We start from the raw sequence: 12094 nt of genomic DNA on the forward strand, positions 1-12094 counted from the left end.
GAAGGGTGTCGAGGTGCACCGGCCGGCCTTACGGGTTTCGCCAGGTCGCCGTGCTGGTGCCGGTCAACCGGCGAACCATGTTCGCCATCGATGCCCACAACGTGCGCGACACCGACGAGGCCGGCTTGCTCTCGTACTCGCGCACCAGCCGGCGGTGCAACATCAAGGTGCCGTAGACCTGCTCTACGATCCACCGCTTCTTGACCGGCACAAAGCCGGGCTTGGTGTCGGAGCGCTTGACGACCTGGACGTCGATGCCGACCACGGCGCCGTGCACACCGACGTCCTGCTTGAAGCCCGCGTCGACCCAGGCTGCGGTCACCGTCGGGGTGTGTTGCGCGATCTGGTCCAGTAGTTTGATCCCGATCGCGTTGTCGGTCACGCTCGCGGCGGTGACCACGACCGCGATTGATCAGGCCGAGGGCGTCCACGGCCAGGCCCCGCTTGCGGCCCGGCACCTTCTTACCTGCGTCTTTGCCCGTAGTGGCGGCCGGAACGTGGTTCGCCGCCCGGATCGACTGGGTGTCGAGCGCGACCGCCGACGGATCCTCGACCCGGCCGGCCTTCTGGCGGGCCTGGCAGCGCAGCAGATCATGGATCGTCTGGTCGGTGCCGTCGTCACGCCACAACGCAAAATAGTAGTAAGTCACCGGTTTCTGGGGCAGATCGTGTGGCAGGTACGCCCACTGGCAGCCGGTCCGGTTCTGATACAGGATCGCGTTGACGATCTCCCGGAGATCCTGTTCACCCTGCTGGCCGGCTACCGAGATCCGCGTGGCTCTCCAGGCGTCCAGAAACGGGCCGAGCAGCGCCCACTGCTCGTCGGTCACGTCGCTGGGGTACTGCTTGCGCGCGCTCATGACCAGCCCAACCGTGCAACCTGTCCACTTGACGTGACCGATCTTCATCTTTCACGCCATCGAGTGATCACTATCTACCGCGAACCCGCAGAACGATCTCTATACGGACCCAACGCATAGATCAACCTAAACAGTCCGTGACCACCCTCTGACGCCGACAAGCTTGTCCGGGGATGTCCCTGATGGAACCGCGTGGTCCCGCATGCAAGCATCGGAGCATCACCTACCGGTCCCAAGTCCGACATGGTCACCGCTGAGGAGGAGCGATCAACACCCTCATCGCTTGCCCGCCACGTCACCTTCTTCGGGCTTCCGAGCGCAAGTTCATCGCTGGTGTGGCGTCCGGCATCGCCGATCACCTCGGCATCAGTGTGCTAGCGGTCAGAGCGGGATTTGTTGCCCTGACGGCCTTCGCCCAGATAGGAATCCTGCTCTACTTCGCCTTCTGGATGATCCTTCCCAGCAGCCGACCCGCCCGCACAACGATATGCCGCAACCTGCACCGGATCCTCGGTGGCGGATTTTTGGTTACCATCGCCCTTCTTGGCGGAGGCGTCACGACAGCCGTCATCCTCACCTGCGCGGTGCTCGGCACGGTGACCTTCTTGCATCACCTACACCGCCAATTCCAAGCCGAACGAACGACCCGGCTTCGGCAACAGCGCCGAGCAGAAGCGAGTCTTGTTCTACATGACCAGATGCTGCAGACCTTGACCCTCATCCAGCGCCAAGCCGCCGACCCTCGGGCCGTGCAGCAACTCGCCAGCATCCCCACCGAAGATCCTCGTGGCGTGATCCCCCCGTCGCCGCAAACTTGACGGCGAACCGGTGCGTACAACGATGCCATGTGACCTGTAGTTGGTAGAGCAGTACCTCGGCGGGGCGCTGTCGAACCACTGCTGGGCCCACCGTAATGCGGCCCCGACCTGCGGCCGGTTGTGCTGCACCTCGCGCTGGGCGCGGCGTGCCGGCGCCTTCAAGCGCGATGCTCTGTTCCGGCTCGCTGACTGGCTCGGCCGCGTCGAGTTCGCCGCCTAAGGCGTGTTTCAAAAGGGGTGGTCGCCGGTGAGGTCACGGCGTGGCGGTGATCGATAACTGAAGAGGTCTCCGGTAGATGGTTCAGCGACCAAGCCAGAACTTCACACCGGAGACCTCGTGGCCACCATAGCGGTGACGAGGCGGCACGACCTCACCGACGCGCAATGGCAGCGGCTAGCTGCGCTGCTTCCTGCCGTGTCGGGTAACGGCCGTCCGCCGAAGTGGGAGAAACGACGGCTCATCGACGGGATCCGCTGGCGGATCCGGACCGGCTCACCGTGGCGCGACGTCCCCGCCGTCTATGGACCCTGGCAGACGGTCTACGGCCTGTTCCGCCGCTGGCAGCGCGACGCCGCCCGGCAGCGGCCTTTCCTCGACGCACTGCTGGACAGCCTGGACACCGGCGTGGCTGCCTGCAACCCCCAAGGCCGGCTGGTGCTGTTCAACCAGGCGCTGCGCCAGATACTGGACGCCGGCACGGATCCGGCACTGAGCCCCCATGAGTGGGAGCGCGGCGCCTCACCGTCCTGCATCCCGACGGCCGGCCTTTCACCGTCGAAGAAGTGCCGCTGGTCCGCGCGCTTGCCTGCGATCCCGACTCTGGAAGGGCATGGAGCCGCAGGGGAGAGTCTTGGGCGCGGATGCCTGTAGGCCGGCAATGACCGGCCGGTGCCGCGGGCTCTCGCCATTTCAGCGGCCCCGCACCGCTGAGGTATCAGGTCAGGAACTGACCGCAGTTGACGGCATGATCCTCAGCATGACCAGCGACATTCTGCTCTCTCCGGAAGCTGTCCCTTACGGCGGCGCCGTCCTCAACCCGTTCGTGATTGTGGATGATGCCGCGCGGTTCGTGGACTTTGTGACCGAGGTGTTCGGTGCGTCCGAGACCGTCGAGGCGCGGACGCCGATGCCGGACGGCAAGCTCATCCACGCCCAGCTGCGGCTCGGCACCGTCGACCTGATGGTCGCCGACCGGCTGGCCGGCTGGCCGGCGCGGCCCGGCCTGCTGCAGCTGTGGGTGACCGACGCGGCGGCGGTGCTCGAGCGGGCCTGTGCCGAGGGCGCCACGACGGTGACCGAACCGACCCCCTTCTACGGTGAGACGACGCTCGCCCGGATGCTCGATCCCTGGCAGAACATCTGGTGGCTCTACCAGCTGGCGTCCGGTCAGGCGGATCCGGCGCCGTCCTGGGAGGGCGGCTCCGACACCGTGTTCGCCACCTTGGACAAGGCATTGAAGTCGTTGGGCTGAGCCTCGCCTGACAGATTCGGCCGGGACGCGGTGTCTGCATTTGCTCCCGGCCGACTCCACAAGTTTCGACCGCATCTCATGGGCGTCCCATCGGCCGCCTCGACGCCGGACCGCCCCTCATCCCCATGATTCGAGTCACCGGATTTCGGCAGTTCAGCACGTCGGACAGTCAGAGTCCGATTACCGATCGTCACGGCTCGGCAAGTCGCCCGCGCACGCTCGGCGGCATGTGAGAGCGTCGCGGGAATGCGAGGAGCGTGTACGCGGCCTTGGGAGATTCCGTGAAGGACAGCGCGACGGGCTGGCGCGCCCTTCAGGTCATCAACATTCTTAAGGTGTGATTGCCGATCAAGTACCAAACCGATCGGACCACCACATGCTGGTCGCCGCAGGGATCGTTGGCGCTTTCACCGGCCATATCGTCGCTGCCTGCCCGTGGTTGTATACCGCTTTCGCCTTCACCGTCCACGCCGGGCCTGACTCGATTTTCATGGTGGTCTGTTTGACGGGAGCCTTGGAACTGATGCTTTTCGTCGTCTGCATGGCGCTGGGAGTGGGTCTCTTGCACAGCCGAGGGCGGCACGTCGGGATAGGTCTACTGATCGGATGGTTCGCCGGCGTGATCGCGGTCCTCGGCGGAGGCACCGCCTTGATCGGGTTGCTCGCTGCGCCGAGACCGTAGCCGACATTTCCCTGCCCGTCATCCGGACAGACGGTGAGGGCGACTGCGCTTGTCGTTTAGCCTCCGGGTCCAACCCAGCGTTGCTGCGGAGCAGCCGCTGCCTCATGAACGACGCCTACAGCGAGTACTCGCCGGCGTACGCCATGGTGGAGGCGTAGAGGGGATCCTGCGCGCGTTGTCTGCGGCATGTGCGTGCGTCTCAGGACCGGACCCTTTACGGGATCGGTACGTCTTTCACGTGGCGGACATGGAGGCGCGAGGCCATCGCGAGGTATTGCAACGTCGTGGTTGACGACGGTGTGCCCAGTTCGATCTGGAACGCGTCCTCATATCCCTGCTGATTGCGAAGCACCCACCGCCAGGCGCAAGCCATGCCGAGCAGGCCGGCATAGTGCTGGTCCGTTTGGGTTGGCACCGAATCCGAGGCCCAGTGATGAAGCTGCGGCCGTTGCTGCGGATCGAAGGAAATCTCGACCGTGTCGTGGTCCGGATCAACTTCCAGCTGGAGGTATCCCTCGTGGAAGCGGAACTGGACCGCCACGAGCCAGGACGGATCATCCATGTGCGCCAAATGGACGATCTCCGCCAGAGCGGTCAACACGGAAGGACCGGAAGGAAACAAGTCATGCGCCACGCGGAGATCATGGCATCGACTGCGCCGCTAATGTATCCGCTCTTCGGCACTAACGTGCGCCAGCCAGAGTGGATGTACATCACACTCCGTAGTGACCGACTTGCGGTAGTAGAGGACGTTGGCGCACAGCATGAGCGCCGGGTGGCGGCCCCTGTCGTGAGGGCGGTCACCCGATACCTCATACGGCCAGCATCCGGCGCGCACTTGGTTGGTAATGGCCCTACGCACTCACATCGTAACCGGAGCTCAGGCGGTCTCTGTGTCACTGGGAACGGTCCCACCAGCGCCGTGCTGATCTGCTGAGGACTCCAGGATTTGACGGGCGGTGGTGGCGTAGCGGATCGCGGTCTTGGCGTCGATGCCGAAGACCGCGGCGAGGTGCAGCGGGTCGGGTCCGTGGCCGAGGGCTTCGTCGAGTTGGCGGTCGGCACGGAGCCGTTCGAGAGTGGCGGTGAGCCGGCGAACGGGTTCGGTGGCCGGTGTACGTCTGGGTGTCCAGCCCGACGGTCAGGTCATTGCGTGAGACAAGGGCCAGGATGTGGCGTCCGGCATCCTCCCGGAATGCGAGGTCAACGTCCGGCACCGTGACCCGCTTCACCGCTGGCCGTAACCGGTCCAGACGGCGTCACAGTACCGCGAATTGATCATGCCTGATATCACTATTGGGGCGGTCGGGCCGAAACTGCCGACTGGCGTACCGATACGGGGGGATTTCGCATGCAGGTGGATCCGGCTGCACTCGATACAGCCGCACAGCAGGTCAGTGACCTTGGCCAGCGGTGGGCGAGCTCGGTCGCCGACGTCGAACCGGAGACACAGGCCGCGGCTGCCGGGCTCACTACCGGGTTCCGGATGCGGCGGGCCATCACAGAGTTCTCGTCGGCGATGTCCGTTGACGTCCGCATGTTCGACAAGCACCTGCAGGAACTCGGTGCCGCGCTGGCGCAGACCGCCGGCGACTACCGGCGCAGCGACACGGCCAGCGGTAACCGGTTCTGGTACGTGCAGGACAACAGCTGATGTTCGACCTGACAGTGCCCGACCTGCGTGATGCCCGCCTCGATGCCCTGGACGCGGCTGGAGAAGCCTGGCTCGCCCTGGCCCGCCATGCGGAGAACCTGTCCAGCGACGCCGTCACCGAGGTCAGCCGGCCACTGCATGCCTCGGGGTGGGACGGCGCCGCCGCGCAGTCCGCGTTCGGGAGCATCGACAAGCTTGAGGACAAGTTCGAGCTGACCGCCATGCGGTGCCGCACGATGGGAACCATGCTCACCGGCGCGGCCGACAGCCTGCGCGGCCTGCAGCTGCAGCTGCGCGCTCTGCTGGACTCCGCGGCAACGCAGGACTGCGCCGTCAGCGACGACGGGCGGGTTTCTCCGCCGCCGCTGTCACACGCCGAGATTCACGACCCGGATCGTGCGGAATTGACCGCGCAGCGCACCGCCGCCGCTGCCGGACTCGCTCAGCAGATCAAGGACGTGCTGGCCCGGGCCAGCGACATCGACGCCGATTGCGCCGCAGCGTTGGCGAAGATGGATGTCATCTCCGGCACCCGGCCGTACGAGTTCGGCGCGACCAGCGAAGACGCCCGTGCCGCGGCAGGAGCGCTCGGCCTGGCGGAAGCCGGTATACCGGCGCCCGGCGACTCGCGTGTCGCGCACGCATGGTGGGAGGCGCTAACCCCGCAACAGCGGCATCTGTACGCGACCGCGTGGCCGGAGAAGGTTGGGGCCCTCGACGGGTTGCCCGCGGTTGACCGCGACTACGCCAACCAGCTGGGGTTGCGTAATCTGATCGGCGACGACATCAACCGGGGGCACGGTGAGGACACCATCCGGCACCAGCGGGCGCTGATGCTGCTGGAGAAACTCGAATCGGCCGAACACGGACCACAGGACAAACGGATGTACCTGCTGTCGGTGGATCTCGACCAGGACGGCAAAGCCGTGGTTGCCGTCGGGAACCCGGACACCGCCGACCGCACCGGCATCCTGGTGCCTGGCGTCGGCACGGAGGTCGACGGCATCCGCGGCCTGGTCGGCCGGGCCAGTGACATCCAAAGCCAGGCGATGAAACTTGCGCCCGGCACCTCCGTTGCCATGATCGGCTGGCTCGGGTATGACACCCCGGACGCCGACAGCGTCGACGTGGTAACCGCCCCGTTCGGCGACAAGTCCCAGGCGGGGGCGACGGCGCTGGACTCGTTCGTCAACGGGCTCCACGCCAGCCACGAGGGCGGTGGCGCCCACATCACCGCCATCGGCCACAGCTACGGCAGCACCGTGCTCGGCGAGGCCGCCAAAGCGGGTGATGGTCTCAACGTCGTCGACATGGTCGCCGTCGGCAGCCCCGGCATGCGCGTCGAGCACGCCGGCGAGTTCAACGTTCCCGCCCAGCACGTGTGGGCCGGCGCCGCCGTCGACGACAACTTCGTCGCCCGCCCGGAGAACTCGACCCTGGGCGACTTCTTCTTCGGCGACGACATCGCCGAGATCCACGGACCCGGCCCGCACTACCCGCAGTTCGGCGGCAATGTGCTTTCCATCGACACCAGCGGGCATTCCGGGTACTGGGACGACAATTCGCAGTCGCTGCGTAGCCAGGCGGCGATCGTGCTCGGTGACGGCTACTACGAGCACGCCACGCTGGAGTCCGGGAAGGCGCCGTCATGATCAGGTTACGTATCGCTGTCGTGCTGCTCGCCCTGGCCGCGACCGCCGCCTGCACTTCCGGGGACACGCAAGGAAAGGACGCTCCGTTGGAGACGAAGAAACGCGCCGATGTCGAAGCGCAGGCGCGGCAGCAAGCCGACGCCATGGCTGCGCTCATGGGCGGCACGGTCGCCGAGTGGGAGGTCAACACGAAACCGTGCCTGGGGCAGGGCGGGGAGACGGCCGATGACGCCCGGTGGAGCATGAGCGCGTTCGGTGTGGTGAAGCTGCCTGAGGACAAGCACCTGCAGGCGTTGAAGGCCGTCCATGACACCGGGACGTCCCAGAACTGGGAGATCACCGAATATCGGACGTTGTCAGACGGGCGGACCGGGGTGTTCGCCGCCCGCGACCCGCAGTCGCGGTTCAGTATTTCGCTGGCCAGCAGCAAACCGGCGATCCAGATTGTGGTGACGCTCGGCAGCCCCTGCTTCCAGCCGGCGCCCGGTGAAGATCCAGCCAACGGTTGACACATACCGGCAGTGCCGCCCCGGAGCGGAGAAGTCCTACTTCGACGATCGGCTTGACCGATGCAGATCGGCTGCGAGCCATACGCCGACAGGTGGACATGACAACTAGCGGACAACCGACTCTCGCGCGAGCGCGATGTTTCTGGGGTGGTGATGGGCTCCCGAGCGATGAGCGCAAGCCACGCCGCCATCAGAGGAAGACGGCGAGGGCAAGCACTGCTTCGGACCCGAAAGGGGCAGTGACGGCATGCAGGGCCAATGACACGGCAAGCACGCGGCCGATGAACCGTGCCGAGGGCGCAATCCGCGGAAGGCGACGATGATCCCGGTGGCCGCTGCAAGGCGTACTCTGCGCGACCGATCGCGACCCGTCCCCGCCTGCAGTAGCGGCTCGAGACCGCCCCCTGCACGTCGGTCAGGTCATGTCGTCTCGCTACCGTTGCGCTCGGCACCAGGTCTCCGGTGTGATGCTCTGCTTGGTCGCTGATTCACCTACCGGAGACCTCGCCAGCTATCGATCATCGCTACGCCGTAACATCGACGCCCCGGCGGCGCGCCGCTGCCCGAGCGCGACTGCACCGGGATGCTCAGCCGCTCCTAACCGACGAGGCCATCCCGCTGCGCCCCGGGTCGCCTCGGTGATCCTGCTCCATGACGGTGGGCCGCCGGAGCCCGCTGACGGCCGTCGCCGGGTCAGGAGCGGGAGACCCAGTAGATGTCGGCCCGCTGGTTGGTGTCGGCGGGCACCAGCGCCGTGTCCGAGATGAACGCGATGTGCCGCCCTCTGGCGCTGATCCCCGGGCTGTTCACCATGCTGTGCGACGCCGGCGCCACCGTCGTGAGCACACCGGTGTGACGGTCACGCACCTGGACGGAACCGTTGGACAGCAACGCGACCCAGCGTCCGTCGATGCTGATCGACGGGTAGGCGGCCGGCTGATCGGACATCCGGGTGGTGGTGCCCAGCCGGGTGTCCCGGACGAACACGTCGACTTCGGCGTTGGTGTCGCCCGGCACGAGGTTGGTCGACCGCGAGGAGAAGGCGACGTACCGGCCGTCACCGCTGAGCGACTGGGTGGTGTGGCCCGTCCCGCTGTCCACGCCGTCGGCCTGTCCGCCGGTCGCGGTCAAGTTGACACGGGTCGTGGTGCCGTTCCGGCGGTCGCGGAGGAAGACGTCGCGGCCGTCGTTGGTGTCGTCTGCGACCAGGTCGGGCGAGCTGGAGATGAAGGAGACGAAGCGGCCGTCTGCGCTGACCATCGGCTCGTCGCCGCCGTCGGCGGCCTGGGTGCCCCCGCTGGACACGCTCACCCGTTCGGTGACTCCGCGGTGGGTGTCCCGGACGAACGCGTCCGGCGCCTGGTTGGTGTCGTCCGGCACCAGTCGGTCGTTGTAGGACATGAAGGAGACGTACCGGCCGTCCGCGCTGATCCCGCCGACCAGCGCTAGCCCTCCACCGGTCTGCCCGCCGGAACTGGTCAGCGACACCTGGCGGGTGGTGCCCGCCCAGCGGTCGCGCAGGTAGATCTCCCAGTCGCCGCTGGTGACGCCGGGGGACAGATTGGTCGCGGTGGAGCCGAATGCCACGTATCGGCCGTCGGCGCTGATCACCGGCAGGGTGGAGTAGTCGCCGGCCTGCTCGCCGGAGCTGGAGAGGTTGACCCGCGTGGTCGTCCGGGTACGCGAGTCGCGGACGAAGATGTCGGCCGTGTCGTTGGTGTCGCCGGGTACCAGCGTGGCCGAGGCCGAGACGAAGGCCACGAACCGGCCGTCCGCGCTGATCGCCGGGGCCCAACTGACATCGGCGCCCTGGACACCGCGGCTGGACACGCTGACGCGGACCGGATCCGGATAGGCGACAGCGGCAGCTGCCGCGGCCGGGCCGGCACGTGCCGGAGCGGAGGGCGTCACGCCGGCCGTCGCTATCACCCCGGTCACCACCAGAGTCGTGAGCATTCGTGAGCGGCGCATCGCCACACTCCGTTCGGTAAGTTCGGTAAGGAAAGCCACGCAACCGCGGCCCTTACCTCAGGGTGTCACCACCGGCACGCTGCTGGTCCCGGAGTCGCCCATCCGACCATGTCGGTTTTCGCAGCACGACGCCATGGGGCACGCCGATCCACGTACCACCCGCCGCTACGACCGCGGCGCGCTGCCCCGCCCGCCGGATCCCCAGGCCGTCGAGAACCTCACCGCGCTGCTGCTCGAACACGCCACCCCCGCGCGGCTGGAGCGAGAGCACCACCCGCAAGGCCCGCAGCGGCATGAATGCCCTGCTCGGCCTGCAAGACACGCCCGGAGCCCGATTCAAGACCGGCCTCCTGCGCGACCTTCGCACGCTGGGCCGGCCACCAGACTGCTGCGCGAGTTCCTCGACGGCATCGGGTTCCTCGAAGACGACCTGACTCCCGCGCTGGAGCTGTGGTTCACGCGCAAGGTCACCGACCTGCCCGCACCGATGCAGGCTGAGCTGCGGGTGTGGTTCGACGTCACGTTCCACGGCCATAAAGCCAGCGCCCCGCGCAGCCGAGCGCCGACCCAGCCCACCATCCGCGCCCGGCTCAACGCCGTACTGCCCGTCCTGCACCAATGGGCCGAGACGGCCGCGAATCCCCGCGCGAGATCACGAAGCCTCTCGTGATCGAGGCGATCCAAGCCGCGCCCGAAGGCCGCCCCCCGTTACGAGCGCGGCTTCAGCCTCGCTTCCCTCTTCCGTGTCCTCAAGGGACATCGCGTCGTGTTCCGTGACCCCCACGCTGCACGTCCGCGCTCGGCGCCTCCCATGAACGCCTGCCAGAACCTGCCAACTATGAATTCATCCGTCAGGCGCTGAACTCGCCCGATCCCACCCGAGCGGCGCTGGCCGCACTGCTCGCCTTCCACGCCCTCACTCCGGGACAACTGCGGCGACTCAAGCTCACCGACCTGCATGACCGCCGCCTGCATGTCGACGGCCGCGTCATCCCGATCGCCGAGCCCGTCATGACCCGGCTCGCCGCCTACCTCGATCACGGCACCGCTGCCCGAGGCATCCGCGCCGAACAACTGACCTGACGTCAGTACGCGCACCCGAGTCCCTGGCTTGGCATTGCAGCGTCACCCCCACTGCACCGCTGTTCTGGACCGCCCGGATCTCGCCCACCTCGGCAAGTAGTCTCCCGCTGTGACCGACACCGACCGCGAGCGGCTGCGGACCACCTTCGGCGAGGACGCCGATCTCTACGACCGCGCACGCCCCGGATATCCGCCACAACTGTTCCAAGACCTGACCGTGCTCGCGGGCCTGACCCCGCGATCTCGCGTACTGGAAATCGGATGCGGCACCGGCCAAGCCACCTACCCGCTGGCCCAACTCGGCTGCACCATCGTCGCCGTCGAACTCAGCACTGACATGGCCGCGGTAGCCAGACGCAACCTGCTCCACTTCCCGAACGTGACCATCGAGGTGGCACCGTTCGAGAACTGGACACCACCAGCAACCCCATTCGACCTCGTAGTTTCGGCGACCGCGTTTCACTGGATCGACCCAGACATCCGCGTTCACAAAGCAGCGGACGTCCTTCGCCCAGACGGCACCCTGGCCCTCATCCACAACGAGCACGTCGCCGGCGGCACCGAACAGTTCTTCATCGACGCGCAGACCTGCTATGAACGTTTCGACCCGAAGACCCCGCCGGGATGGCGCCAGGAACCCGCCGCCGACATCCCCAACGACTCGAGCGACATCGACGGCTCTCAGCGCTTCGGCCCGGCCCAGTTCTGTCACTACGAGTGGGAACAGTCGTACACCACCCGTAGCTACCTCGATTTGCTGATGACCTATTCCCCGACCCACTGGGCCTGTCAAGATATTCGTACAGTCCCATCGCCGGGACCATCCCGGCCCCGCCGTCGGCGTTGCCGCGAAGCTTGACAGGGTCCGGCAGATGCTGGACCGAGCGTTCACCGCCAGAGGTCCCCGCAGCCTGGATGATGATGGATACGGGCGACAGGCGTTGGGAGTCCGGCTGAACAACACGACCACGCCCATTTCGTGGCCCCCTTGACGAAACGGCCCCATGGTCACCCCCAACATGGGCCTGGCTCGGGCCGACGAATTGATCGCCGGGATGCCGGACCGTGCCTAGCCGAGAATTGCGGCTGGTACGGATGCCCACGGACCTCGTGAGCACTGGTGAGTGCGGGTGCCGATCTCTATGTGTTGGCGGCCCCGTCGCGGGCACCGGCTGCTCGCCCGGCGAGCGCTTCGGGCCCGGCGATCCATAGCCCGCGATCGGCAGGGTCAGAGGCGGGCCATCTAACATCAACGACTCCACAATCTGTTCCGCCCCGGGTTTGATGGAGACATCGAAACCTGGGAGAAGATTTAGCTATGCCGGCACCGAAGAAGTACAACGATGAGCTGCGTGAGCGTGCGACCCGGTTGGCGGTCGAGGCTCGCCGGGAT

General features: G+C 66.8%; 10 protein-coding genes and 2 pseudogenes. 9 read left to right on the forward strand and 3 right to left on the reverse strand.

The features are described 5' to 3' along the window. Nucleotides 1-28 precede the first annotated feature (28 nt). A pseudogene (locus QLQ12_RS46965) lies at nucleotides 29-860 on the reverse strand (IS5 family transposase). 278 nt (nucleotides 861-1138) lie between these two features. Between QLQ12_RS46965 and QLQ12_RS46310 the strand changes: the two are divergent. The 4 genes and pseudogenes from QLQ12_RS46310 (at nucleotide 1139) to QLQ12_RS46325 (ending at nucleotide 3832) form a co-directional block, all read left to right on the forward strand. After that, nucleotides 1139-1678, forward strand: coding sequence for a PspC domain-containing protein (locus QLQ12_RS46310; protein ID WP_282767474.1), 540 nt, complete (start codon nucleotides 1139-1141; stop codon nucleotides 1676-1678). Nucleotides 1679-2015: 337 nt separating this feature from the next. Further along, a pseudogene (locus QLQ12_RS46315) lies at nucleotides 2016-2333 on the forward strand (transposase); the annotation flags it as partial. Between the two features lie 322 nt (nucleotides 2334-2655). Beyond that, complete coding sequence (locus tag QLQ12_RS46320) at nucleotides 2656-3150, forward strand: VOC family protein (RefSeq protein WP_282767465.1); 495 nt, start codon at nucleotides 2656-2658, stop codon at nucleotides 3148-3150. A gap of 376 nt (nucleotides 3151-3526) precedes the next feature. Continuing rightward, a complete protein-coding gene (locus QLQ12_RS46325) occupies nucleotides 3527-3832 on the forward strand; it encodes a hypothetical protein (protein WP_282767466.1) in 306 nt (101 codons plus the stop codon). Between the two features lie 214 nt (nucleotides 3833-4046). On the opposite strand, the gene QLQ12_RS46330 is transcribed toward QLQ12_RS46325, so the two are convergent. After that, nucleotides 4047-4466 (reverse strand): DUF6334 family protein, encoded by a 420-nt coding sequence (locus QLQ12_RS46330; protein WP_282767467.1) that lies wholly within the window; start codon nucleotides 4464-4466, stop codon nucleotides 4047-4049. 717 nt (nucleotides 4467-5183) lie between these two features. Between QLQ12_RS46330 and QLQ12_RS46335 the strand changes: the two genes are divergently transcribed. Genes QLQ12_RS46335 through QLQ12_RS46345 form a run of 3 tightly spaced genes read left to right on the forward strand, consistent with a single transcriptional unit; the run spans nucleotide 5184 to nucleotide 7647 of the window. Next, nucleotides 5184-5486, forward strand: a complete 303-nt coding sequence (locus QLQ12_RS46335; protein WP_282767468.1) for a type VII secretion target — start codon at nucleotides 5184-5186, stop codon at nucleotides 5484-5486. Next, nucleotides 5486-7138: an alpha/beta hydrolase gene (locus tag QLQ12_RS46340; RefSeq protein WP_282767469.1), complete on the forward strand. Its 1653-nt coding sequence runs from the start codon at nucleotides 5486-5488 to the stop codon at nucleotides 7136-7138. The genes QLQ12_RS46335 and QLQ12_RS46340 overlap by 1 nt, the downstream gene beginning before the upstream one ends. Next, the gene (locus tag QLQ12_RS46345; protein WP_282767470.1) at nucleotides 7135-7647 is read left to right on the forward strand and encodes a hypothetical protein; all 513 of its coding nucleotides are present in this window, start codon (nucleotides 7135-7137) and stop codon (nucleotides 7645-7647) included. The genes QLQ12_RS46340 and QLQ12_RS46345 overlap by 4 nt, the downstream gene beginning before the upstream one ends. A 693-nt stretch (nucleotides 7648-8340) precedes the next feature. Here the strand turns inward: QLQ12_RS46345 and QLQ12_RS46350 are convergent. After that, the gene (locus QLQ12_RS46350; RefSeq protein ID WP_282767471.1) at nucleotides 8341-9618 is read right to left on the reverse strand and encodes a TolB family protein; all 1278 of its coding nucleotides are present in this window, start codon (nucleotides 9616-9618) and stop codon (nucleotides 8341-8343) included. On the opposite strand from QLQ12_RS46350, the gene QLQ12_RS46355 reads away from it, so the two are divergent. Together QLQ12_RS46355 and QLQ12_RS46360 are read left to right on the forward strand one after the other, a co-directional pair. Next, nucleotides 9596-10288: a hypothetical protein gene (locus QLQ12_RS46355; RefSeq protein WP_282767472.1), complete on the forward strand. Its 693-nt coding sequence runs from the start codon at nucleotides 9596-9598 to the stop codon at nucleotides 10286-10288. The two genes, QLQ12_RS46350 and QLQ12_RS46355, sit on opposite strands and share 23 nt — an antisense overlap. Before the next feature lie 522 nt (nucleotides 10289-10810). Beyond that, on the forward strand, nucleotides 10811-11560 hold the full coding sequence (locus tag QLQ12_RS46360; protein WP_282767473.1) for a class I SAM-dependent methyltransferase: 750 nt from the start codon (nucleotides 10811-10813) through the stop codon (nucleotides 11558-11560). Nucleotides 11561-12094: the final 534 nt, after the last annotated feature.

The sequence above is a fragment of the Actinoplanes sandaracinus genome (genome assembly GCF_030009775.1).
Lineage (GTDB): Bacteria > Actinomycetota > Actinomycetes > Mycobacteriales > Micromonosporaceae > Actinoplanes > Actinoplanes sandaracinus.

Coding starts and splice junctions, on each gene's coding strand:
- QLQ12_RS46320 (WP_282767465.1), top strand. CDS start 2,656: ATGACCAGCGACATTCTGCTCTCTCCGGAAGCTGTCCCTTACGGCGGC.
- QLQ12_RS46340 (WP_282767469.1), top strand. CDS start 5,486: ATGTTCGACCTGACAGTGCCCGACCTGCGTGATGCCCGCCTCGATGCC.
- QLQ12_RS46350 (WP_282767471.1), bottom strand. CDS start 9,618: ATGCGCCGCTCACGAATGCTCACGACTCTGGTGGTGACCGGGGTGATA.
- QLQ12_RS46335 (WP_282767468.1), top strand. CDS start 5,184: ATGCAGGTGGATCCGGCTGCACTCGATACAGCCGCACAGCAGGTCAGT.
- QLQ12_RS46325 (WP_282767466.1), top strand. CDS start 3,527: ATGCTGGTCGCCGCAGGGATCGTTGGCGCTTTCACCGGCCATATCGTC.
- QLQ12_RS46345 (WP_282767470.1), top strand. CDS start 7,135: ATGATCAGGTTACGTATCGCTGTCGTGCTGCTCGCCCTGGCCGCGACC.